The organism is Bowmanella yangjiangensis (assembly GCF_018531185.1).
GTDB lineage: Bacteria > Pseudomonadota > Gammaproteobacteria > Enterobacterales > Alteromonadaceae > Bowmanella > Bowmanella yangjiangensis.
In genome coordinates this window covers 130,189-154,570 of the sequence record NZ_JAHDJU010000002.1, presented here as the reverse complement: position 1 = coordinate 154,570, position 24,382 = coordinate 130,189, and the positions used below count along the sequence as shown (strand labels likewise).

General features: G+C 49.8%; 23 protein-coding genes and 1 riboswitch. Of the genes, 11 read left to right on the top strand and 12 right to left on the bottom strand.

Features of this window, described 5'->3' with window-relative positions:
* Nucleotides 1–12: 12 nt before the first annotated feature.
* The 4 genes from KJY73_RS10270 to KJY73_RS10255 form a co-directional block, all read right to left on the bottom strand.
* Complete coding sequence (locus KJY73_RS10270) at nt 13–633, bottom strand: TetR family transcriptional regulator (protein ID WP_214343603.1); 621 nt, start codon at nt 631–633, stop codon at nt 13–15.
* A gap of 94 nt (nt 634–727) precedes the next feature.
* Nucleotides 728–934: a tautomerase family protein gene (locus KJY73_RS10265; RefSeq protein ID WP_214343602.1), complete on the bottom strand. Its 207-nt coding sequence runs from the start codon at nt 932–934 to the stop codon at nt 728–730.
* A gap of 23 nt (nt 935–957) precedes the next feature.
* Nucleotides 958–4,131, bottom strand: a complete 3,174-nt coding sequence (locus tag KJY73_RS10260) for an efflux RND transporter permease subunit (RefSeq protein ID WP_214343601.1) — start codon at nt 4,129–4,131, stop codon at nt 958–960.
* A gap of 12 nt (nt 4,132–4,143) precedes the next feature.
* Complete coding sequence (locus tag KJY73_RS10255; RefSeq protein WP_214343599.1) at nt 4,144–5,343, bottom strand: efflux RND transporter periplasmic adaptor subunit; 1,200 nt, start codon at nt 5,341–5,343, stop codon at nt 4,144–4,146.
* Nucleotides 5,344–5,425: 82 nt separating this feature from the next.
* On the opposite strand from KJY73_RS10255, the gene KJY73_RS10250 reads away from it, so the two are divergent.
* Nucleotides 5,426–6,115 carry a TetR/AcrR family transcriptional regulator gene (locus KJY73_RS10250; RefSeq protein WP_232848566.1) on the top strand — a complete coding sequence of 230 codons (690 nt, stop codon included), beginning with the start codon at nt 5,426–5,428 and terminating at the stop codon, nt 6,113–6,115.
* On the opposite strand, the gene KJY73_RS10245 is transcribed toward KJY73_RS10250, so the two are convergent.
* Complete coding sequence (locus KJY73_RS10245; RefSeq protein ID WP_214343597.1) at nt 6,112–6,465, bottom strand: hypothetical protein; 354 nt, start codon at nt 6,463–6,465, stop codon at nt 6,112–6,114. The two genes, KJY73_RS10250 and KJY73_RS10245, sit on opposite strands and share 4 nt — an antisense overlap.
* A 430-nt stretch (nt 6,466–6,895) precedes the next feature.
* Between KJY73_RS10245 and ccoG the strand changes: the two genes are divergently transcribed.
* The 5 genes from ccoG to KJY73_RS10220 all read left to right on the top strand — a co-directional run bounded on the left by ccoG (nt 6,896) and on the right by KJY73_RS10220 (nt 13,011).
* Nucleotides 6,896–8,317: a cytochrome c oxidase accessory protein CcoG gene (gene ccoG / locus KJY73_RS10240; RefSeq protein WP_214343595.1), complete on the top strand. Its 1,422-nt coding sequence runs from the start codon at nt 6,896–6,898 to the stop codon at nt 8,315–8,317.
* Between the two features lie 7 nt (nt 8,318–8,324).
* Nucleotides 8,325–9,296 carry a serine/threonine protein kinase gene (locus tag KJY73_RS10235; protein ID WP_214343593.1) on the top strand — a complete coding sequence of 324 codons (972 nt, stop codon included), beginning with the start codon at nt 8,325–8,327 and terminating at the stop codon, nt 9,294–9,296.
* Between the two features lie 67 nt (nt 9,297–9,363).
* Nucleotides 9,364–9,554, top strand: a riboswitch (cobalamin riboswitch).
* A 55-nt stretch (nt 9,555–9,609) separates the two neighbouring features.
* On the top strand, nt 9,610–11,499 hold the full coding sequence (locus KJY73_RS10230) for a TonB-dependent receptor plug domain-containing protein (RefSeq protein ID WP_214343592.1): 1,890 nt from the start codon (nt 9,610–9,612) through the stop codon (nt 11,497–11,499).
* Nucleotides 11,500–11,648: 149 nt separating this feature from the next.
* Nucleotides 11,649–12,272, top strand: a complete 624-nt coding sequence (locus tag KJY73_RS10225) for a thiol:disulfide interchange protein DsbA/DsbL (protein ID WP_214343591.1) — start codon at nt 11,649–11,651, stop codon at nt 12,270–12,272.
* A gap of 118 nt (nt 12,273–12,390) precedes the next feature.
* Entirely contained in the window at nt 12,391–13,011 is a 621-nt protein-coding gene (locus KJY73_RS10220) for a thiol:disulfide interchange protein DsbA/DsbL (protein ID WP_214343590.1), read from the top strand.
* A 46-nt stretch (nt 13,012–13,057) separates the two neighbouring features.
* On the opposite strand, the gene fre is transcribed toward KJY73_RS10220, so the two are convergent.
* Both fre and ubiD read right to left on the bottom strand, forming a co-directional pair.
* Nucleotides 13,058–13,756: an NAD(P)H-flavin reductase gene (gene fre, locus KJY73_RS10215; protein WP_214343589.1), complete on the bottom strand. Its 699-nt coding sequence runs from the start codon at nt 13,754–13,756 to the stop codon at nt 13,058–13,060.
* 3 nt (nt 13,757–13,759) lie between these two features.
* Complete coding sequence (ubiD, locus tag KJY73_RS10210; protein ID WP_214343588.1) at nt 13,760–15,244, bottom strand: 4-hydroxy-3-polyprenylbenzoate decarboxylase; 1,485 nt, start codon at nt 15,242–15,244, stop codon at nt 13,760–13,762.
* A gap of 350 nt (nt 15,245–15,594) precedes the next feature.
* Here ubiD and KJY73_RS10205 point away from each other — a divergent pair, with 350 nt between their 5' ends.
* The 3 genes from KJY73_RS10205 (at nt 15,595) to ubiK (ending at nt 16,549) form a co-directional block, all read left to right on the top strand.
* Nucleotides 15,595–15,843: a TIGR02647 family protein gene (locus tag KJY73_RS10205; protein WP_214343587.1), complete on the top strand. Its 249-nt coding sequence runs from the start codon at nt 15,595–15,597 to the stop codon at nt 15,841–15,843.
* A 3-nt stretch (nt 15,844–15,846) separates the two neighbouring features.
* Nucleotides 15,847–16,218, top strand: a complete 372-nt coding sequence (locus KJY73_RS10200; protein WP_214343586.1) for a DUF2750 domain-containing protein — start codon at nt 15,847–15,849, stop codon at nt 16,216–16,218.
* A 76-nt stretch (nt 16,219–16,294) separates the two neighbouring features.
* Nucleotides 16,295–16,549 (top strand): ubiquinone biosynthesis accessory factor UbiK, encoded by a 255-nt coding sequence (gene ubiK / locus KJY73_RS10195; protein WP_214343584.1) that lies wholly within the window; start codon nt 16,295–16,297, stop codon nt 16,547–16,549.
* Nucleotides 16,550–16,593: 44 nt separating this feature from the next.
* Here ubiK and KJY73_RS10190 read toward each other — a convergent pair whose 3' ends face one another.
* Nucleotides 16,594–17,595 (bottom strand): GlxA family transcriptional regulator, encoded by a 1,002-nt coding sequence (locus KJY73_RS10190; protein WP_214343582.1) that lies wholly within the window; start codon nt 17,593–17,595, stop codon nt 16,594–16,596.
* Between the two features lie 150 nt (nt 17,596–17,745).
* Between KJY73_RS10190 and KJY73_RS10185 the strand changes: the two genes are divergently transcribed.
* Nucleotides 17,746–17,919, top strand: a complete 174-nt coding sequence (locus tag KJY73_RS10185; protein ID WP_214343580.1) for a hypothetical protein — start codon at nt 17,746–17,748, stop codon at nt 17,917–17,919.
* 32 nt (nt 17,920–17,951) lie between these two features.
* Here the strand turns inward: KJY73_RS10185 and ilvA are convergent, their stop codons facing one another.
* The 4 genes from ilvA to ilvG all read right to left on the bottom strand — a co-directional run bounded on the left by ilvA (nt 17,952) and on the right by ilvG (nt 23,381).
* On the bottom strand, nt 17,952–19,499 hold the full coding sequence (ilvA, locus tag KJY73_RS10180; protein ID WP_214343578.1) for a threonine ammonia-lyase, biosynthetic: 1,548 nt from the start codon (nt 19,497–19,499) through the stop codon (nt 17,952–17,954).
* Nucleotides 19,496–21,349, bottom strand: coding sequence for a dihydroxy-acid dehydratase (gene ilvD / locus KJY73_RS10175; protein ID WP_214343576.1), 1,854 nt, complete (start codon nt 21,347–21,349; stop codon nt 19,496–19,498). Before ilvD ends, ilvA begins: the two co-directional genes overlap by 4 nt.
* A 125-nt stretch (nt 21,350–21,474) precedes the next feature.
* Nucleotides 21,475–21,732, bottom strand: a complete 258-nt coding sequence (gene ilvM, locus KJY73_RS10170; protein WP_214343574.1) for an acetolactate synthase 2 small subunit — start codon at nt 21,730–21,732, stop codon at nt 21,475–21,477.
* Entirely contained in the window at nt 21,729–23,381 is a 1,653-nt protein-coding gene (gene ilvG / locus KJY73_RS10165; RefSeq protein ID WP_214343572.1) for an acetolactate synthase 2 catalytic subunit, read from the bottom strand. Before ilvG ends, ilvM begins: the two co-directional genes overlap by 4 nt.
* A 356-nt stretch (nt 23,382–23,737) precedes the next feature.
* On the opposite strand from ilvG, the gene KJY73_RS10160 reads away from it, so the two are divergent.
* Nucleotides 23,738–24,352: a trimeric intracellular cation channel family protein gene (locus KJY73_RS10160; protein ID WP_214343570.1), complete on the top strand. Its 615-nt coding sequence runs from the start codon at nt 23,738–23,740 to the stop codon at nt 24,350–24,352.
* The last annotated feature ends 30 nt before the right edge of the window (nt 24,353–24,382 follow it).

Here is a 24,382-nt window from a genome sequence, read left to right as displayed (position 1 = left end):
AAAAAGCCGGACTTAGTCCGGCTTTTTTAATCCTAGCAATAATCCGTCAATCAGTTCTGCGGCATGGTTTGCCAAGTCACACTGCTCCGGGTGCAACAAATACTTGGCTATTAGCCCCCCCAGATAAGCGTTTAAAGCACTGGCTGCCAAGGCCGGCGTTATGGCTGGGTTTAACAAACCTGCCTGGGCTGCTCGACTAAACGCTCGCTGCATAGTGTCATGCACTTCGTTGTTCAGATGTTCTTGCTGACGCACGGCCGGATTAAGCTCGTCGATGTATTCACAGCGATGGAAGACTATGGTGAGTACCCGACGATGCTGCTCACTCTGCCCGACAATTTCCAGAGAGCGAATCATCACATCGCGAATACGCAGAAAAGGATCGGTCTCAGTAGAATGGTCCAGTTCGGAAAGCATTTGCCTGAAGGGCAGCCGGATACGTTCCAGCATGGCATTAAACAAATCTGCTTTGTCGGTAAAATGCCAGTAGATAGCACCGCGGGTTACGCCGGCAGCCCGAGCGATTTTCTCCAGCGTGGTACGTGATACACCCTGTTCATAGAATAGCTGCTCCGCTGCATCGAGGATTGTGCAACGGGTTGCTTCGGCATCGGCCTTGGTTCGCCTTACCATACGACTGGTCTCTGTATTATTCTTGTTTTGTGCCCTGAATAATACCATAGCCACTGGCCGAAAAGGCAAATGCCGGGCTAATCCTTGACCTGAATCAGTCCTTTGCTTGTTGACGCTTCCAGTCATCGGTAAGCAGGCCGGCATAGCCCCAATCCTGTTCTTCAATTTCCTGAATAACTATATGGGTATGTTCCGGCTTTTTACCTAGCACCCGGGTTAAGGACTCGGTGAAGTCCTTAACCAACTCGGCTTTTTGCTCGCGGGTAGCGCCCTTTGTAATCTGTAGGTTCACGTAAGGCATAACGGCATCTCCAAAGGGTCGGCTTATGCCAACCCTTCATCTGTATCAACATGTTCAGCCTTATGGCGTTCGGCGATTTCATCTGACAACGCCTGACGACTACGTTTTTCGGTCAGCTTGCGCTCGGTTAACCAGAAGAAGAACAGTGGCAGGAAGAACACCGCCAGGAAGGTTGCCGCCAGCATACCGCCCATTACCCCGGTCCCTACACTGTGCCGGGCACCGGCACCAGCGCCTGAACTGAATGCCAACGGCACTACGCCGAGAATAAAGGCCAACGAGGTCATGATGATAGGTCTGAATCGCAAACGAGCCGCCTCCAGTGCAGCCGTCGCAGCACTCCAGCCCTGCTGATTTTTCATCAAGGCATATTCGACGATCAATATGGCGTTTTTACCCGCCAAACCTAGCAAAGTGACCAAACCAATCTGGAAATACACGTCATTGGTCAAACCTGCCACCCATACCGCTACCAGCGCACCAAAGGTACCAAAGGGCAGGGCCAGCATCACCGACAAAGGCAGTGACCAACGCTCATAAAGCGCAGCTAATATCAGGAATACCATGATAGCCGCCATCCCCAGCGCCAATCCTGTGGTACCTGAACTGCGCTTCTCCTGGAAGGCAGAACCCGTCCAATCGTAGCTGATGTCCGGTGGCAATACCTGGGCGGCAATACGCTCAATCTCTGCAATAGCCTGGCCAGAACTGTAACCAGGAGCAGGGTTACCCATGAGCTTCACCGCTGGCAGGTTGTTGTAGCGGTCTAAACTGTCAGGACCGGTGCTGTACTCGATATTCGCAAAGGCAGAGATGGGTACCATTTCTCCTTTGCTGCTGCGTACATAGATGCGCCCAATGTCATCGGGTGACATACGAAAATCAGCATCAGCAGACATCAATACCTGCCAGGCCCGGCCAAACTTATTAAAGTCATTGACGTAATAGGTGCCCAGGGTACCCGCTAGGGCATTAAAGGCACCATCAATAGGCACACCCATAGCGTGGGCCTGCTCACGGTCCACATCAATCTTTAGCTGTGGCGTGTTCGGCCGCCATAGAGTTTGCACACCCGCCAAAATTGGGCTTTGCTGGGCAGCACCTTGCATGGCTTGCATGGCCTGTACCAGTTTCTCTGTACCACCATCCCCACGGTTTTGCAGATAAAACTCAAAACCACCGGTATTACTCAAACCAAAGATAGGCGGCGGGTTGAAGGCCAACACCAAGGCTTCCTTGATATGTGCAGTTTTCATAAACAGCTCATTTACCAATTCCGGGGTAGTGATGTCCCGCTCATCCCAATGCTTCTGGGTGACGAAAATTGTCGCCGCACTGTTTTTGTAACCACCACCAATAAAGTCAAAACCGGTAAAAGCCACCACGTTACTGTTGGCGGGGTTTGACTGAATAGCGGCAAGCACCTCAGCAACTACCTCTTCAGTACGCTCCAACGAAGCCCCATCCGGCAGGAAAATAGCTGAGATATAAAAGCCTTGATCTTCATCGGGGATCAGTGAGCCTGGTGTGGCTTTCCACATGCCGCCGGTGATCGCTATCATGCCCACCACCAGCGTCAGACCAAGCAAGCCACGACGCAGGAAGAAGCTCACCGCGCCTACGTAATTGTTAGTTACCCGATGGAACCAGTTATTAAACCACTGGAAGAATCCTGCGGTCTTTTTATGTTCGGCACGCAGGATCAACACGCACAGCGCGGGCGTCATGGTCAGTGCCACCACACCAGATAAAGACACTGAGATAGAGATAGTAATGGCAAACTGACGGAACAACTCACCGGTCAAACCGCCAAGGAAAGCAATAGGGACAAATACGCTGCAAAGCACCAAAACGATGGCCACCACCGGCCCGCTTACTTCATGCATGGCCTTAATAGCCGCATCCCTGGCATTGAGATGCTCTTCGTGCATGATACGTTCAACGTTCTCCAATACCACGATGGCATCGTCCACCACTATACCAATAGACAACACCATACCGAACAGGGTCAGGGTATTGATGGAGTAACCCAGCATATACAAACCGGCAAAGGTGCCTAATAACGACACCGGCACCGCCAGCGTAGGAATCAAGGTTGCCCGCCAGTTTTGCAGGAACAGGAATACGACCAGGAACACCAGAATCATGGCTTCCACTAAGGTCTTTAGCACCTCCCGAATCGACACTTCGACAAAACGGGTCGTGTCGTAAGGAACAGCATGCTCTAACCCAGCCGGGAAACGACTTTTCAGTGCAGCAACAGTTTCGTTAACTTCTTTAGCAACATCCAAGGCATTGGCGCCGGGTTGCAGGAAGATCCCCACCAGCACCGCGTCTTTACCGTTAATACGACCGGCAAAATCATAATCTTTCGAACCCAGTTCAACCCGCGCCACATCTTTAAGACGCAAGGCACTGCCATCAGGGTTTGAGCGAATCAAAATCTGTTCAAACTCTTCTGACGAACTTAAACGCCCCTGTGCTGTGACACTGTATACCAATTCTTGTGGGGAACTGGATGTTGGCGTAGAGCCAATGCGACCCGCTGCATATTGCGAGTTCTGCTCGCGAATAGCCCCAGCGATTTCCTCAACCGTCACCCCTAACTGGCTCATTACATCCGGACGCAACCAAATACGCATGGCGTAGTCTTTTGCACCAAATATCTGCACATTGGTGGTACCCGGAATACGCTTAATTTGGTCAAGCACATTCAGGGTCACATAGTTGGAAGTCCACAGAGAATCGCGGCTGCTATCCGGTGAGTAAAACGCATGTACCTGCAGGAAACTGGACGAGCCTTTCTCTACCACTACACCCTGACGGCGGGTTTCTTCCGGCAACCTGGCTTCTACCTGCTTGATACGGTTGTTTACGTTGACCGCGGCTTGATCCGGGTCGGTGCCAATCTCAAAGGTCACCATAATAGTAGTGACACCTGAGCTAGTGGACGTTGAGGACATATACATCATGCCTTCCACACCCGTAATGGCGTTCTCGATAGGGGTCGCCACGGTCTGCTCAAGCACTTCTGCCGAGGCACCAGGATAAACTGCCATCACCTGCACTACAGGCGGTGAAATTTCCGGGTATTGGGCGATCGGCAAACTGCGCATGGCTGCCAATCCGGCCAAGACCACAAAAATAGAAATAACGAAGGCGAAAATTGGCCTGTCGATAAAGTAACGAGAAAACATGCTAACTCCCTGTTACTGAGCAGAAGATGATGGCTGTCCCGCCAACACCACCGGCATACCCGGGAAGAAGATATGTGCCATACCCTCAACGATCACCTGGTCACCGCTTTTCAACCCTTTATGAATGACCCAGCCATTCTCTATGCCCTGAGGCGTCTCCAAGCGTACCCACTCTCCCACTTCAACCGGAGCTGGCTGGGCGATATTGCCTTGTTCGCCTTTGGCAAACAGGTACACATATTTACCTGTGCCGCTGTCTAGCACGGCTCGCTGCGGTACCACAAAGGTGTTGTCGCGGCTGGCACCTTCCAACACCACACGGACAAACTGTCCGGGCCGCAATTTAAAGTCAGGGTTAGGTACAATGGCCTGTAACTCAGACGTTCCGGTCATGGTATTGATGCGCACATCACGGAAATTCACTTCACCTATATGCTCATAAAACGAGCCGTCTTGCAGTTTGATTCTTGTCTGCCAATGACCCTCTTTTGGCAGAGTTAACTTGCCACTTTCTACGTCCTTGCGCATACCAAGCTGTTCACGTTCGGACAAGCCGAAACGAATTCGAATAGGATCAAGTTGGGTAATTTGTGTCAGTAGTACATCAGGGCCTGGCACATAAGTGCCTTCCGAGACCTGCTCACGACCAGCGATACCTGTCACCGGCGACTCCACTTTGGCGTACTCCAGATTTAAGCGGGCATCCTGTAGTCTGGCTTCTGCGGCTTTGACATCAGCCATGGCAATCTCTTCAGCCGAAATAGCGTTGTCCAAATCCTGTTGCGAGACACTGTTTTGCTTACGTAGCGGTGTCAGACGTTTTACGTCACGACGAGCACTTTCCAATCGGGCCTTTGCTGCCAGCAAATCCGCCTGAGTACGGGCTACTTCGACTTCGAAAGGTTTCAGGTCAAGTGTAAACAATGATTGTCCCTGTTCTACTTTGTCACCTTCTTCAAAGTTGCGTGACTCCAGAATGCCGGCAACCCTGGCGCGAATTTCCACCTCTTTGGAACCAGATAACGTGGCGGGTAACTCAATAGCAAAAGGTACGGTCTGCGCTTTCATCGTAAGCACTTCAACAGATGCGGGATGCATCCCACCCATCCCATCTGCGGCTGGTGGTTGCTGGCCGCAAGCAACAAGCAAAGTAGCCAAAGAGACTACCGCCAGTTTAGCGTGCAGAGAAAAATTCCTTTTGTATTTACCCATAGGAGCACCGATAGTAGAGAGGCTGAAGCGAATAACCTTAATTTGCTTAAGGCTATGTGATAATAACAACTGAGATAATAACTTGGATAAAGTACACGATCTCGTATACTTTAGCTACGGCTTTATTCGTTTCAAAATGTATCGGCAACTGCTGACCGAGGAGTTAAGTTTGGGTCGAAGTGATGAGAAGCACAATGATATTTTATGTGCTGCTATCCGGGAGTTCTGTGAGAAGGGCATGATGGCAACCACTATGGAGGCTATTGCCAGCCGTGCCTGTGTGTCCAAACGTACGTTGTATAAACACTATCCATGCAAGGAAGACCTGCTGGATGCCGTAGTCAGTCTGTTGCTGGAACGTGTCGAGCCTCTGCAGAAAATGACCTTTGATCCGCAGCGCCCTATCGCCGAGCAACTTCAAGAACTCAGTCAGAAAGTGCTATCGCTGGTATGCGACGAACACTACCTGCGTTTGAGTAAAATTGTCATTATTGAGTCGATGCGCTCAGAAAAAGAAGCGATCCGCTTAAATCAGAAGTTCAGTGATTGTGAACAAGACATGCACAACTGGTTTATTCAGGCCAGCAAAGCAGGCGCGCTCGGACAATTGGAACCTGGCTTGGCGGCAGCCATGTTCTATGGAGCGATTAAAGAAATGGCTTTCTGGGATCAAGCTATATGCTGGAAGCCGTTGTTAAATGAACAAGAAGCAAGAAAGTTGATGGAACAAACCTGTCGTTTTTTCCTTACCGCGATTCAATCCAAGGGCTAGTCAAAGCTAGTCCTCCCGATCTCAGAGCATAAGTAGAGCAAGGTAGCACCGTATACAAAGGGATTTTTGTCTTTGTTAACGCAATAGTAAAGTTGGAAATGCTCCATCTTGGCGCGGCTGGAGAGCATTTCCATAATGTAGTCTTTTTGATAATCATTCATTGCCGCAATATTTGGCCGTACCCGATCACGCAATGCAGCTAATTCCTGCCGTTCTGCAGTCTGTGCTATTTCTGTCATCCAGTTCGACAAACTTTGTTGAATATCCCCTAGCCAGTACTGCACAAAAGACGAGCGCAATACAACCACCAGTAAGGCAATTTCCAAAATGATAATAAAGGTGCGTTTCATTGTGCTACATCAATAGTCAAGTACGGTGAAAATCATACCTTATAGACCGGCAAAGTCCCATATGACTTGCTTATCTGCCGGGATAACTAGCAATAAGTATTCATTACTATGCTTAAATTTAACTTAACGAATCAAGCGATAAAATTTGTCAAAAATTCGGTAGGTTCATCGGAGTAACCATCCAACCCCTTGTCATTTAACGTTATTTTAACAAATGTCAGGAGAAATCTGGTTTATTCTGAGGTAGACGACCTTGCAGCAAGCTAAATTAAATTTATAATTTTCAGAAATTTTTGAAACTTCAAAAACAAACAAAAATAGCTGAGTAGCGCTGAGCTAATATGCTTTACAGGCATTCAGGTCGCGCTATTGTAAATAAAATAAGGGAACAGCTAGATTCCTCAATGTGCATTACCAGAGACCAGGACCCATGAGTGAACGAATCCCAGTAAAAGATGTAACTCCCGTACAGATTCATCGGCCAACAGAGCAGGAAAGTGTGGATGCTTCGCGCAAACGCATTTATGTGCGAGCCGTACAAGGCCCTCTGGAAACCTTCCGACGCTATTTTGGCTTTTTCTTTCTGGCCATTTTTGCGCTTTTGCCTTGGATTCAATATGACGGACATCAGGCCATCCTGTTGGATATCGGCGAACAGCGCTTCACCATTTTCGCCCTGACACTCTGGCCACAAGATCTCACCATACTTGCCTGGATTTTTATTATCGGAGCCTTTGCGCTGTTTTTTGTCACCACCTTTGCCGGGCGGGTTTGGTGTGGTTTTCTATGCCCTCAAACCACTTGGACTTATATGTATGTGTGGTTTGAAGAAAAGATTGAAGGCAGCCGGCACCAACGCATGAAGTTGGATGCCCGGCCCATGGACTTTGATAAATTTTGGCGCAAAGGCCTTAAACATCTGTGCTGGCTGATTATCGCCGTACTGACCTCACTAACTTTCGTAGGTTATTTCACCCCAATAGACAGCTTGTTCATTGACTTTTTCACACTGCAAAACAGCTTCTGGATCGGTTTGTGGGTATGGCTTTTCGCTTTCTGTACTTATGGTAACGCTGGTTGGATGCGCGAAATCATGTGTACCCATATCTGCCCTTATGCCCGCTTCCAGTCAGTAATGTTCGACAAAGACACTTTTACCGTGACCTATGATGAAGGGCGCGGTGAAAAGCGTGGACCGCGGGGTCGTAAAGTTAGTCGAGAAGCCTTGGCTGCTGATGGCGTAGGTGACTGTATCGATTGCAGCCTATGTGTTCAGGTTTGCCCAACAGGCATAGACATTCGTAACGGCCTGCAATACGAATGTATTAACTGTGGCGCCTGTGTTGACGCCTGTAACGGCGTCATGGATAAAATGGGTTATCCCAAGGGGCTTATCAGTTATACCACCGAACATAAGATGAAAGGTGGACATACCCATATTGTGCGTCCCAAATTGGTGGGATACGCCGTGGTATTAATGGTCATGATAGGCTTCCTGGCACTTGATTTATTTACCCGGATACCTTTGGACGTAGATATTATTCGTGACCGTAACCAGCTTTACCGTGAGACCAATGATGGGCTGGTGGAAAACGTATATACTCTGAAAATCCTGAACAAATCCCAGCATGATGCTCGCTATATTTTGTCGGTAGAGGGCTTGGAAGGGCATCGACTGACAGGTAACCGGGAGTTTCTGGTGCATGGTGGTGAGGTTTATGTCGAGCCTATCAGTGTCGCTATCGACCCATACAAGCTCGAAAGTAGCATTGTTGAAATTCGCATTAAGGTACAATCTCTGGACAATGAAGAAGTGAGTGTGGTCGCACCGACCAAATTCTTGTACCGATAGGAACCTAATGTCCGATTTCAGCTTCCATAGTCTGACCCCGGATCTGATCCTGGATGCCATTGAAAGCACTGGCATCCGGGTGGATTCAGGCCTGCTGGCCCTGAACAGCTACGAGAACCGGGTCTACCAGTTCATGGATGAACAGCGCAAACGCTATGTCGTTAAATTTTACCGCCCCAACCGTTGGACAACTTCGCAAGTTCAGGAAGAGCATGACTTTGCGGAAGAATTGCTGGAACAGGAAATCCCTGTCGCCGCGCCGCTTAAATTAAACGGCCAGACTCTGCACCAATATGAGGGTTACAGCTTTGCCTTGTTTCCTTCTGTGGGCGGACGGCAGTTTGAAGTAGATAATCTCGATCAACTGGAATGGATGGGGCGCTTCATTGGCCGCTTGCATGGGGTTTCGAAAGCGCGCCCCTTCACTTCACGCCCCGGTATCGACACACAGACCTTCCTGTTTGAACCCCGCAAAGAACTACAACATAGCAACCTGGTGCCGGAGTCACTGAAAACCCCGTTGTTCACTATTATGGATATGGTGATAGAAAAGGCAGCCAACCTGTATCGACCGAGCACTCAAATTCGCCTTCACGGCGATTGCCACCCAGGCAATATTCTGTGGCGTGATGGACCTACTTTTGTGGATCTGGACGATTGTAGAATGGGTCCAGCCATTCAGGATCTGTGGATGATGCTATCAGGGGATCGTGCTCAGCAACTGCTGCAACTGGATACACTGGTGGGTGCCTATGAAGAGTTCAGCGATTTCGACCATAAGCAACTGGTGTTGATTGAGCCGTTGCGCGCCATGCGTATGGTGCACTATATGGCCTGGTTAAGTCGTCGCTGGGAGGACCCGGCCTTCCCTCAGGCTTTCCCCTGGTTTGCCACCGACAAATACTGGGAGCAGCAGGTATTAGCACTGAAGGAACAATACTCGGCCTTACAAGAGGCCCCTTTGTCGCTGCTTCCCTGAGGAAGGTTGCTTCTTTTCCGCCCGTAAGACCAGTTGAATCCAACTGGTTTTTTTATAGCTTTACTTTATAATCCCGCTCGATTGAGGTGCCTTCTGTAATAACAAAAGGTGAAACGGGAAGTCATGTGACGCTGCCCCCGCAACGGTACGCAAGTATCAGAATCATCATGCCACTGTAGGATTTTACTATGGGAAGGCGATTCTGCTGCCACTTTGGCACTTGCCAGCCCGGAGACCGGCCTCAAGACAAACACGACCTTATGGTCACCAGGATTCACGCGCTCGGGTGGAGCGCCAACCTAGGCACATACCTATGCAATTCAAACACACTACTCTAGGGTTGGCGGTGTTCGCCAGCCTGTTCGGCACTTCTGCAGCTTTAGCTCAGGAAGAGATTGAAACCATCAGCGTAATTGGCGCTCGTCAGCCCATTGAACTGTCACGTGTAAGCGCGTCAGTTTCCGTTATTGACCGTGCAGAAATTGAAAATTCTGGGGCTCTCAATCTAGCAGATATACTCCGCAGTCAAGCAGGTATCAGCATCTCCCAATCCGGCGCAAAGGGCACGGAAACCCGTGTAAGACTGCGAGGCAGTGAATCTAACCACATATTGGTATTGGTTGATGGCGTTGAGATTAATAACCTTAGCGACGGAGCGGTGGACTTTGCCCACGTCAATCTGGATAACGTTGAACGAATTGAGCTCTTACGCGGCCCTCAGAGTGCGTTATGGGGTAGCGGCGCGGTAGCAGGCGTACTAAACATTACGACGCGCCAGGGCACAGAGCAGACTCGTGGCGGTGCGCGAATTGAAGTAGGTGAGGACAGCAGCGCCAAACTCGCAGCAAATGTAAGTGGTGCAGCAGACGCCTTTAACTACGCTCTGTCTGTCAGCCACTTCTCTACCGACGGTCAAAACATCTCTGCTCAAGGCAATGAGCGCGATGGATACCGCAACAACGAATTTAATACCCAGCTAGGTTACAAACTGTCAGAGCAGGCAAGAGTGACAGCGAATTTACGCTATGTAGATTCCTACAACGAGTATGACGCGGGTGGAGCTGATGCTGAACTCTATACACATGGTCGTTTTGCCAGCGGCAAATTGGGTTGGTATTACACAGCGGTAGATACTCGCTGGCAACATGAAGCCGGATATCAGTTCAGCCGCAGCGAAACAGTTAGCAATCTGACGAGTGAGGCCGATAGCAATAAGCAACGCTGGTATTGGCAAAGTGCTCTGAACTACAGCCAGGCTGGTCGTATTGCAATGGCGTTAGAACATGTAGATGAAGAATTTACGCAAATTGGTTTAGCGAGTGTTTGGGGCGACCCCAACCAGACACAGGAAAACCACACCCAGTCCGTGGTGTTGGATGTAGTTCATGAAGTTCTAGAAGGTCTGAGCCTTACTGCCAACAGCCGCTATGATAGTAATGATGAGTTCGATGATGCACTAACCTTCCGCTTAGGTGGGAGTTATTTGTTAGATGGCGGGCATAAGATCTATATCAGTCATGGTAAAGCTGTAAAGAATCCCACGTTGGTTGAACGCTTTGGTTACTTCCCAGCAGACTTTCTTGGTAACCCTGCACTTGAACCAGAGAAGAGCATTAGTACAGAGCTCGGAGGCCAATATCAGATAAACGCCAATTGGTCCACCGGCCTTAACTTGTACTTCACGGACCTAGAAAACGAAATTAACGGTTCGTTTTTTGACTTAGCGAATGGACGCTATACAGCTATAAACATGTCTGAGAATAGCAAACGCAGAGGAGCCGAATGGCAACTTAAAGGAACAATTGGCGAGCTTAAGGTAGACCTTAACTACAGTTACCTTGATGCGAAGGAGAAAGTTAAAAAAACCGATCCTCCTCGGGTTGAAGAACAAACAGAAGTTCGCCGTCCTCGTCATCAGGCCAATTTAACACTAAGTCAGGACTTTTTTGAGCAAAAAGCTAATGCGTATATACAGCTACAGTATCAAGGAACAAGAGAAGATACTTTCTTTGGCACTTATCCTTATGCTCAACTAAAGCTCAATGCTGTAACCTTAGTGAATGCAGCCGTAAACTTTAAACCGGACCAACATTGGACGTTTGCTTTACGCGCTGAAAACCTCTTTGACCACGACTATGAAGAGGTAATAGGTTACCAGCGCCAGGGGCGCACGGCTTACATCAGTGCCGGTTATCAATTCTAACTAGCAGGGGCGGCAACGCCCCTTTTTTATACCTGGTAAAAATGAACGATACCTGACTAAGCATCTACCGCCATAAGCAGGCTGTCGGCATTTGCCTAAAGCTGTGGTAACCTTTTTGCCGTTTCCTATTCCAACAAGAGATTGTACCAATGAAAAAGCTGTTCAGCCTGCTCATGCTGGCCATCTTGCTGCCTCTTCAAGCCTGTGCCCAGGAAGTTTACAAAGAAGGGGAGCATTACGAGGTTATTAGCGACAAAGCCACCGACAAAGCAGAAGTATTAGAATTCTTCTCATTCTGGTGCCCTCATTGCCATGCTTTCGAGCCGCTGGTCGCCCAAATCAAGAGCAAGCTGGATAAAAACGTCAGCTTTGAAAAAGTGCATGCTAATTTCATGGCCTTCACCACAAAAGACATTCAAGACGAAGCCACGAAAGCCATGATGATTGGCCGCGCCCTGAAACGTGAAGATGCGCTCAACAAAGCCATTTTTAATTATATTCATGTACAGCGTTCACAAGTCACTTCACTGAAAGACCTGGAAAACATCTTTATTATCAATGGAGTAGATAGCGCTGAGTTTGAAAAAATGGCATCCAGTTTTGGCGTAAACAGCCTGGTGTCAAAAAACAATAAGGCCCTAGAGCATTACCGTAAGCATCTGGGTGGCGTGCCGACTTTTATCGTCAACGGCAAGTTTAAAGCTAAATTCACCCGCAACATGGGGCCTGACGATATGGTCGACCTGATTGTGTGGTTGTCCAAACAGAAATAACACATCGGAGGGACCAGCCGGTCCCTTTTTGTTTTTGGTTACAATTCAATATGATCCTCAACTTCCAGCAGGCTCAACCTGTGGTAGATTCGCCGTCATTACACAAGGAGAAAACGGCATGAAAAAGTTCCTCGGTTTAATCGCCATTATGTTATCGCTGCCATTGCAGGCTGCCGATTGGAAAGAAGGTACGCATTACGACGTAATTAGCGACAAAGGTACCAGCAAGCCGGTTGTGCAGGAATATTTTTCATTTTGGTGTCCTGCCTGTAACGCCGTTGAACCTGTTGTGCAACAAATGAAGGCCAAGCTGGAAAGCGAAGGCGTTAAATTTGAAAAAGTGCATGTGAACTTTATGCGCTTTGCCGATGAAGAAACTCAAAATGCTGCCAGCCGCGCTATGATGATCGGCCGAGCCTTGAAACAAGAAGAGAAACTCAACGGTGCGATTTTTGCCCATATCCATAAGCAGCGCCAACCCGTAACGTCACTGGATGATCTAAAAGGGATTTATGTCAGTCAGGGCGTTAGCGCCGAGCGCTTTGACGAAATGGCTGAGAGTTTTGCAGTCAACAGCTTGTTGGCCAGAAACAACAAAACGCTGGAACAAAACAACCGCCATTTGACCAAAGGTGTACCAGCCTTTCTGATTAACGGAAAGTATCGCGCCATGTTCACTCGGGATATGACACCTGATCAGGTTATTGAACTCATTGTATGGCTGGCGAAGCAGCCTTAAAGCATTAAAAAAGCCAGGTAATGACCTGGCTTTTTACTTATTGGCTTCAAATAAACTCGTAAGCATCGCCAAACAAGTTATCTAGCAACAGCCCTTGCTGATGGAAAGCTTCCCTGGCGACACCGGCCATTTCAAAGCGTCCCGCCACATAGACCTGATAAGGCTCCAGACTGATAAAATCTTCTAGCACAGCCTGATGTACCAGACCTGTGCGCCCTTGCCAATCATCGGAAGGATTTTCCAGCACGGGAATCACTTTCAGCTTGGGGTGTTGGGTAGCGAGCTTCTGCAACACATCCAGCGCGTACATGTCTTCCAATGTTTTCGTACCCCAGTACAAAAATACCGGTTCACGTAAGGGCGTAGCCAGCAGTGTTTGTAAAATGCTCCAGGTGTAAGAAAAACCTGTTCCACCCGCCATGAGAATAGTCGGCTTGGGCTCGGAGTCACGCAATTGCGCTTTACCGTGCGGGCCATCCAACAGCACCTTGCCACCTTGCTGCATTTTCTCTATCACCTGCATCGCCCAGGGATTATGCGCGGAGGCACCCACATGCAATTCAATAAACTGCGAATCATGCGCACCATTGGCGATGGAAAACGGACGCTTGTCCGTCTCACCCATAACAACCCGAATATATTGACCCGCTTTAAATGATACCGGTCGCTCTGGCTCAAGGAGGATTCGCCACACAAATGGAGTGAGGGATTCCAACTGCTTTATTTTGCACTCAAATTCAGACATTTCTCATTTATCTTGTGGTGTATTGTTAAGTCCCAGCTCATCCCAGATACTGTCAATTCTCTGCTTGATGGCTGGATCCATCACTATGGGACGTCCCCATTCTCTGTCGGTTTCTCCGGGCCACTTGTTTGTGGCATCCATCCCCATCTTTGACCCTAAACCCGATACCGGTGAGGCAAAGTCCAGATAGTCGATGGGTGTATTCTCAATTATTGTCGTGTCGCGGGCAGGATCCATCCTGGTAGTAATAGCCCAAATGACGTCATTCCAATCCCTGGCGTTGACATCGTCATCACAGACAATCACGAATTTGGTATACATAAACTGGCGTAAAAACGACCACACCCCCAGCATCACACGCTTGGCATGACCGGGGTATTGCTTCTTCATGGTCACCACCGCCATGCGGTAAGAGCACCCCTCTGGCGGCAAATAGAAATCAACAATCTCTGGAAACTGTTTCTGCAGAATTGGCACAAACACTTCATTCAGCGCCACACCTAGAATGGCCGGTTCATCGGGCGGACGGCCGGTATAGGTGGAATGATAGATAGGGTTCTTACGGTGTGTGATGTGCGTCACGGTAAAGACAGGGAAGTCATCGACTTCATTGTAATATCCCGTATGGTCACCATAGGGTCCCTCAGGGGCCGTTTCGTTGGGCGCAATATAGCCTTCTAATACAATTTCAGCACTGGCAGGCACCTGTAGATCATTACTGATACATTTCACGACTTCGGTTTTGTCGCCACGCAGCAAACCCGCAAAGGCATACTCAGACAAAGTATCAGGTACAGGAGTTACGGCTCCCAGTATGGTTGCAGGATCTGCACCCAAGGCAACGGCAACAGGAAAGTTTTCGCCGGGATGCTCCTGGCACCACTCTCGAAAATCCAAGGCGCCGCCGCGATGCGATAACCAACGCATAATCACTTTATTCGGGCCAAGCAGTTGTTGGCGATAAATGCCTAGATTCTGGCGTTTTTTATGGGGCCCACGGGTTACGGTTAAACCCCAGGTTATCAAGGGTGCCGCATCTTCCGGCCAGCAGGTTTGAATGGGGATTTGGGTTAAATCTACCTGATCGCCAGTTAGCACCACGTCCTGACAGGGCGCTTTGCTCAATTCCTTGGCAGGCATATTCAACACCTGCTTAAACACCGGCAGTTTATCCCAGAGCTCCTTAAAACCTTTTGGTGGATCGGGCTCTTTTAGGTAAGCCAGTAACTTACCCACTTCCCGCAGGCTTTCTACCGAATCCTGCCCCATTCCCATCGCCACGCGCTTGGGCGTACCAAATAAATTGGCCAGCACCGGCATGCTAAAGCCTTTCGGATTCTCAAACAGAATAGCTGGCCCACCGGCACGCAAGGTGCGGTCTGCTATCTCGGTCATCTCCAGCACCGGATCTATCTCCATGCTGATACGCTTGAGTTCACCGGCTTTTTCAAGCTGTTCGATAAAATCACGTAAGTCTTTGTATTTCATGTGCTTGAATTAAATTTGAATTGCCCGCCATTATACCTGAGATACGCCAGAGAATCCTGCTATGACCAGTTATCTTTCAAGTAAGTGCAATGCTCATCTTTACCCCCAAGCTTATTACCCCCAATCCACAGGTTCTGGCGATGCAATACCGATAATCCTATCCGGCGGACCAATGAAAAAACGAGATTGATTAAATAAACTGCATAAAGACAAGCCACACAGCTCTCGACATTGAAAAACACTTGCGCCTTGTCGGTCCGACGCCCAATATGAAAGGTAGCGTCAGGCAATAAGATCAGCAAAAGCTGAAGTACGACGCTCACTTTGCACCGGCCATTTGGGAGATTGCCATGCCTTTTACCCACCCTATGCTAGAAGAAATCAACCTGCTTCTGAAATTTCCTCTCGATAGCCTCAGACAAGGTCTGAAGATCCATCACGATGCCGACCCGGCCATTGTGGATGCAGCCAAGCGACTGTTTGAGAAAGGCATTATCGATCAGGTTGACGGCGGTTACCTGACCGATCTTGGCCACGACTTGCACGAACATGCGCAAATCCTGGCATCTGCATTGTCAGCTTCATCGACTAAGGAGTAAACCATGTCTGCACAAGCCAATCCCGACAGTAAATATGACATCCTGGCTCAGACCCCTGAACAACGTCATAAATACCTGCTCAAGCGCCTGCAGGAAACTCAGGAAATCTGGACGCTGGTTGATGATGATGGCGCGATGATCCTGACCACAGATGAAGAGGATTGTATTCCCATCTGGCCCGATGCTGAATTTGCTAAAGACTGGATTAATGGCGATTGGTCTCACTGCCAGCCACACAAAATCACCTTAAGTGACTGGCAACACAAGTGGCTTCCAGGCCTGGAGGAAGACGAAATTCAGATCGTGTCTTTCCCGGTGCCAGGGGAGGACGGGTTGGTGTCCGCGCCCTGGGAAATGGCAGAAGAACTTGCCTAAACTGAGCGTTTAGAAACTTGAACCCGGCAGTCTGCTGGGTTCTAATTCCACTAACCAAAACTGTCAGGACCCGCCCATGTTAGATCCCAAGAAAATCGAAGAGATTGCCAAGCAAATCTCAGATGCCATTCCCCCCGGCGTAAAATCCATGGCTGAAGGTGCCGAGGCAAAGGTAAAGCAGGTACTGCAATCTCAATTAAGCAAACTGGACTTTGTCAGCCGTGAAGAATTTGATGTGCAGACTCAGGTGTTAGTGCGCACTCGCGAAAAACTGACCGCTATGGAAGAGCGCCTTGCAGAGCTAGAAAAGCAGCTGCGCGATCAGGCTTAATTCTATGGGGCAGGCTTACCTGCCTTTGACCTGCCCCAAGCTGGCTAGGCAATAATAGTCGGCTGGTAGCTGAAGCGTTGTCGATACGCTTTGGGAGTAAGCTGAGTCAGGTTGCTAAATAGCTTACGAAATGATGCCGGATCACCATAGCCAACTTTTTCAATGATACGCTCCACCGGTAGGTCAGTGCCTTCCAGTAATTGTTTGGCTTTTTCCACTCTAATCTGCTGCAGATAAGACAGCGGAGTTTCACCGCAGGCCGCCTTGAACCGGCGAATCAGCGTGCGCTTAGTTACGGCAAACTGTGCGCAAATATCATCCAAACCAACAGACTCGGCATAATGCTGTTGCATCCATTGCTGAACCCGTTCAACCAAACTGTCCTTGTGGCCAATGACAAAGTGCGGGTCAATAAAGGTTTGCTGAGATAGACGATGCCGGTCAAGGAGCAAAACCTTAGATAAATTGGTTGCAAACTGATAGCCACAAAGGCGTTCCAGCAACACCAAGCAGACATTAGTGAAAGATGTCGTAGCTCCACCAGTCAGCAAATGCTCATCACTCACCACTAACTCATCCATACGCAACTGCACATCAGGATAACGACCAGAGAAAACCTCCTTCAACCACCAGCAGGTGGTAGCCTGACGTCCATCCAGAATACCGGCCTCCGCCATGGCGAAAGTACCGCTGCAATGGCTGGCTATCAGGCTCCCTTGTGCCGATGCCTGACTTAGTAGCTCAAACATCGGCTCGGCTTGCTGCAAATACGCCGTTAAGCCTTGTTTGTCGTAGGTATAAGCCGTTCCGGCAATCACGACATCGGCCTTTTCCAGCTCCTGAATGGGCGTCGCCGGCAGTATAAAACCGTTGGAACATTGAATCTGCCCACCACCGGTCGAGAAAAATTGGGTATCGAATAACAGCGTATTGCCATTTGGGTTGAGGTAGCGCCACAGCGTATTGGCATAATCAAAGAAGTCTCTGACGCCCATTAAATGTGAACCCACAGCGTTATCGGTTGCCAGCACGGCTATCTTTTTCACCACCACCCCCAAATGTCACTTTTGGCACCTTTTTTATCATTATTGCCACTAACAGCGCTATTGGCAAGCCACTACACTGACAACATCAAATCAATGTCGTCGAGCAACACATTGTCTGTTAAGCGGAGGAAACTAGGGATGATCTGCAATATGAAACACAAGTCCTGGCTGGTATTGCCAACATTACTTTTGGCCTGGGGAGTCATGCTCTGGATTCAATGGAGTAGTGAGTTGCCAATCACCATTAACTTAATTGGCATTCCATTATTGATGCTATTGCTTGGTCTGCTGGCTGGATTGGCGATGGAAGGGGAAGACAACTAAACCTGTCGCTCAAGCCAATGGAAACGGCGTGCTTAGAACACGCCGTTTAAGTCCGATAAGAAGAACCGGTAGGCCGGGTTGTCCGTTTGCTCCTGGAAGCTATAGCCCAACTGCGCCACGTGCTGATCAAACTCAGCCCTTGAGCCTTCGGGAATATCAAAACCCACCAGCACCAACCCTTCTGCTGCACCGTGGTTACGGTAGTGGAACAAGGTGATGTTCCAACGCTCGCCCAGGGTATCCAGAAACTTCATCAGCGCGCCAGGATGCTCGGGAAACTCAAAGGAGAACACATGCTCATTGAGTAAGCTCGGCGGCCGTCCGCCCACCATATAGCGTACGTGCAACTTGGCCAGTTCATTATCCGACAAATCGAACAACTGGTAGCCTTCTTTGTGCAGCAATGAGCTGATACGCTCAAATTCAGCCCGGCCTTCCCTTAACTTCAGTCCAACAAAAATGTGGGCTTCTTTGTCGCTGGCAAAGCGGTAGTTAAATTCAGTGATGGCCCGCCCGCCCAGCAGTCGGCAAAAATGCCTGAAGGAACCGGCCCGCTCAGGGATCTTCACGGCAAATACCGCTTCTTTCTGTTCACCCAGTTCGCAGCGTTCGGAAACATAACGCAAGGTATGGAAGTTAATATTGGCGCCACACAAAATGCCCCCCAACTGCTGCCCTTGCAAACCATGCTGCTGCACATATTTGCGAATACCGGCAACCGATAGAGCACCAGCGGGCTCGGCAATCACGCGGGTGTCATCAAAGATATCTTTGATGGCCGCACAGATTTCATCACTGCTGACGGTAATTACTTCATCGATATATTTCTGACATAACCTGAAGGTTTCGCTGCCAATCAACTTAACCGCCACCCCATCGGCAAAAATACCAACGCTGGCAAGTTCAGTGGGATGCCCGGCTTCCAATGCAGCTTTGAGGCACGCAGACTCGTCGGACTCCACGGCAATGATCTTCAGCTCGGGTTTGAGCTGTTTGAGGTAAACGGCGATACCGGCCGCCAAACCACCTCCACCTACGGCAATAAACAGCGTATCCAGATGCGGGTTTTGCTCTAACAGCTCGCGACCAATAGTGCCTTGTCCGGCGATAACATCGGCATCATCGAAAGGTGGAATAAAGGTATAACCATGTAACTCTGTCAACCGGCTGGCTTCGGCCTTAGCAGCATCAAAGCTGGTGCCATGCAGTACCACTTCGGCATATTCACCACCAAAAGTACGTACTGCCTCGACTTTAATATCCGGGGTAGTTTCCGGCATCACAATGATGGCACGAATCTGCTTAATACGCGCCGAATAAGCCACGCCCTGCGCGTGATTACCTGCCGATGCCGCAATCACGCCCGCCTGTTTCTGCGGCTCTGTCAGCTGACAAATGCGATTATAAGCGCCGCGCAGCTTAAAAGATTTTACCGGCTGCTGATCTTCGCGCTTCAGCCAGATATCGTTGCCCAATGCCAAAGACAACTTATCCAGATGTACTAAATCACTTTTTACCGCCACATCATACACGGGCGAAAGCAGGATTTTTTTCAGATACTCGCCTTCCGAGACTGTCATCCCTTGCCCTCCAGCAGAGCACGATCACGCACTGCCCCTTTGTCGGCACTGGTGGCCAGCATGGCATAGGTTTTTAGCGCCAGAGACACTTCACGCTGACGGTCAAGCGGCTGCCAAGGTTTGTCGGCCTGCTCCATTTTCGCTCTGCGCTCAGACAACTCGGCATCACTTACCTGTAATTGAATACTGCGGTTGGGAATATCAATAGCGATGATATCGCCCGGCTGCACTAAACCGATGACACCACCAGCGGCCGCTTCCGGGGAAACATGGCCAATAGACAACCCAGATGTACCGCCAGAAAAACGCCCATCGGTGATCAGGGCGCAGGCTTTACCCAGGCCTTTAGATTTCAGATAAGAAGTGGGGTAGAGCATTTCCTGCATACCCGGGCCGCCTTTTGGTCCTTCATAGCGGATGATTACTACTTCACCAGCCTTCACTTCATCACTCAAAATGCCGCTGACCGCTGCATCCTGGCTTTCATAGATACGTGCCGGTCCGGTGAAACGCAGATTGTCTTCATCCACGCCAGCGGTTTTGACAATACATCCGTCTTCGGCCAGATTGCCAAACAGCACCGCCAATCCACCTTCCTGACTGAAGGCATGCTGCATATCGCGGATACAACCTTGTTGTCTGTCAGTATCCAGGCTCGGATAACGGCAGTCCTGGCTAAACGCTTTGGTGGTGCGAATACCAGCAGGACCCGCTTTAAAGAAGGTGTGCGCAGCATCATTATTCGCTTGTGTCACATCCCACTGACCTATCACGTCGCCAATACTGCCGCCAAGCACGTGTGGGCTATCAGGGTTCAGCAAGCCACCACGGTTCAGCTCGGCCAAAATGCCCAGCACGCCGCCGGCACGGTGCACGTCTTCCATATGGTATTGCTGGGTGGCCGGTGCCACTTTACATAAATGCGGAACCTTACGGGATAAACGGTCGATATCCGTCATGGTAAAGTCCAGTTCAGCTTCTTGCGCGGCGGCCAGCAAATGCAAAATAGTATTGGTAGAGCCGCCCATGGCAATATCCAGTGCCATAGCATTCTCAAACGCGGCACGGCCAGCAATGGCGCGAGGCAGTGCACTGGCATCGTCGTCCTGGTAATAACGTTTGCACAATTCCACCACCACTTTACCGGCTTGTTTAAACAAACCTTCACGATCAGCATGGGTCGCCAACAGTGAACCATTACCCGGCAGCGACAATCCCAGTGCCTCGGTTAAACAGTTCATGGAATTGGCAGTAAACATACCTGAGCAGGAACCGCAGGTCGGGCAAGCGGAACGTTCAATGGCTTCGCTGTCAGCATCAGACACGTTAGGATTAGCCGCTGCTACCATGGCATCCACCAGATCCAAGTGAATGATCTTGTCAGATAGCTTAGTCTTACCGGCTTCCATGGGACCGCCTGATACAAATACTACTGGAATATTCAAGCGCAGTGCGGCCATCAACATTCCTGGGGTAATTTTGTCGCAGTTGGAAATACACACCAGCGCATCGGCGCAGTGAGCATTAACCATATACTCTACCGAGTCGGCAATCAGTTCACGGGAGGGCAGACTGTAGAGCATGCCGCCATGGCCCATGGCAATACCATCATCCACCGCAATGGTATTAAATTCTTTGGCCACCGCGCCGGCCTCTTCAATGCTGCGGGCAACCAGTTGCCCCATATCCTTCAAATGCACATGGCCTGGCACGAACTGGGTAAAGGAGTTGGCAACTGCAATAATAGGTTTGCCAAAATCCGCCTCCGTCATGCCTGTGGCACGCCACAAGGCGCGGGCACCGGCCATATTGCGGCCCTGGGTGGTGGTTGCTGAACGTAATTTTGGCATGGTAGAAAACCCTTATTGTCTGAATTACTGGGGCAAGGCGCCCCATTATCTAAATCTCTGAAAACTATGTCGCGGGCTAACTTCAGCCCGCCTACTGCTGCGAAAAAACGCACTAGATATTGAATCTATGCCGATTGCAGCTCGCCGGTATGCGCCAACTGGGCCTGACATTCAAGTGAAGCCAGATCATACAACTTATGCAATTGGCTGGTCAGCAGACTAATGGGCTGTTGGCCGGACACCTGCATCGACACTCGCATCTGCTTCGATGCTGGCTGCATCTGCATACTGTCGACCTTAAAGCCGCGGTAACGAGTGGTTTGCAGCACACGTTCCAATACCGCAGGTTGATCTGATAACAACATATCCAATTGATAGTTCATTTTGGTTGCTCCCACATTTGATGGTTGGCGGTATTGGGTGGCACGATAGGCCATACGTTATCTTTGTGATCTAATTGCACATGCAACAGATAAGGTCCCTGATGGGCCAGCATTCTGGCCAGGGCGTCCGCGACCTGACTGCGGCAATGAATTACATCACTCGCAATATCAAAGGCGGCCGCCAGGCGGCTGAATTCCGGATTATCAGACAGGTCGGTTTCGCTGTAGCGCTCTTCATGAAAGAGTTCCTGCCATTGTTTCACCATGCCTAGACGCTGATTATCAAGAATCATTATTTTGACCGGCATCTGATAGCGACGCAGAGTACCCAGCTCTTGCACATTCATCATAAAAGAACCGTCACCACAGACTGCAATGACCTGGGTGCCGGGGTTGGCCACCTGCGCACCTATGGCGGCCGGCAGACCAAAACCCATAGTTCCCAGCCCGCCGCTGCTCAAATGACAGGTTGGCTGAGAAAAACGCATATGCTGAGCCACCCACATCTGGTGCTGGCCTACATCGCAACTCACTATGGCATCATCGGCAGACATATCGCTCAGTTGTCTGAGCAATTGCGGGGCATCAATCTGCCCAGGACTGTTATCTTCAGCATAAGGAAACGCCTTACTGGCTTTTAAATCGCTTACCCACTGCTGCCAGGGTTGCTTCACCTGCTCCTTACGCAAGATCGGCAGAATCCTCTTCAGGTCGCCAAGCAGGCTGACATCGGCACGACGACGCTTGTGAATCTCTGCAGGATCGATATCAATATGGATTAACTTTGCATGCGGGGCGAATTCATCCAGCTTGCCGGTGACCCTGTCATCCAGTCTGGCACCAATGGCTATGAGCAGATCACATTGTTGTACACTCAAATTGGCGGCAGCCAACCCGTGCATCCCCAACATGCCGAGGTACAAGGGATGTTCAGACTCTGCACTGCCCAAACCTTTAAGGGTGCAAACCTGTGGCAGGCCGGTGCGCTGAATCAGATCGCGCAGCTCGGCTACCGCATTTGCCATGCCGACACCGCCGCCTATGTACAATACCGGGCGCTCGCTGCTGGATATCAATTGATTAGCCGCCTGCAAATCCTGGTCGGAATGCTCAGGGATACTATAGTCCTGACAAGCTTCCCGGCTGGCGGGAACTAAACCGGTCAGAATATCTTTGGGTATATCCACCAACACCGGGCCAGGTCTTCCTTCACGAGCGATCTGAAAGGCCTTTTGCAGGCAGGGCACCAGATCTTGTGGCTCCAGTACTTGCATACTGTGTTTGCAGATACTGAGTGATAAGCCTAATACATCCACTTCCTGAAACGCATCGGACCCCATGGCCGCTCGCGCCACCTGACCGGTAATCATGACCAGCGGCACTGAGTCCAATTTGGCATCAGCCAGACTGGTCAATAAATTCGTGGCTCCCGGGCCTGATGTGGCGATACACACCCCAACCTGATTAGTCGACCGGGCATAACCTATAGCGGCGAATGCAGCGCCTTGTTCGTGGCGACACAGATAGTGTTGGACAGGCGAATCAAGCAGGGCATCATACAGTGGCATGATAGCACCGCCGGGATAACCAAAAACCTTGTCTACACCTTGCTGTACCAGGAACTCCAGGATGGCTTGTGCGCCTTTCATCTTCGCTCTCACTCTTTTTTAGCGCCCATAAAACAAAAAACCCCCCGGGCTTTCGCGCGGGGGGTTTTCGTGTAACTGGACTTATTTCAGACCAAACGCTTCCCCCGCGGAGATAATAATCACCACGACCACTACGACAGTAAGAAGAAGGTTTGCGAAAAGGTTCATAAAAAGGCTGTTTGCCCAATCAATATCAAGTTACGTCACTGCTATTAGAAATAACACGGTGCTTAAAGCCAGATCAAGCAATAATTTTTCTCAAAATCCATTTTTGTAAAACAACTCTTTCTCCTTCTTGTCATTTTTGCATTTTGCACATTAGAGTATTGAGCAATTCGAACAGGGGAACATAGGGCATGAGCCATTGGTTACATTGGATTGATTTACTGGGCGTGGCAGTGTTTGCCATATCCGGCACCCTGATGGCCTATCGTAAACATATGGACGGTTTCGGCGTCATCGTCCTGGCTTCGGTTACTGCTATTGGCGGTGGCACACTGCGCGATATGATTTTGGATCTGCCGGTGTTCTGGGTACAGCAGCCGGATTTCCTTTATGCCATCCTGGTTGCCGCTATCATCACAATATTGTGGCTGCGCATCACTCATAAATTTCCCTATCAAACCTTACTGATTGCTGATGCAATTGGCATCGCTTTTTTCAACATCATGGGCCTGCAAAAAGCACTCGACCAAGGCACTGGCCCCTTTATCGCCATTGTTATGGGTACTATGACCGGTGTATTCGGCGGGTTAATCAGGGATGTGATATGCCGAGAAATTCCCTTGGTACTAAAAGGCGAACTGTATGCCACCACCTGTATTGTCGGTGGCTTGCTATATGTTTCGGCTATGTCACTGGGTGTGCCTGACTTACCAGCGATGATTCTGGGCATGGCAGGCACATTATTGCTCAGACTTGGCGCAATTCGCTGGCATTGGCAATTACCGGTTTTTCAAGGCAGTCACTGAACATACTGGCGTTCCCTGGCCGCTGGACTA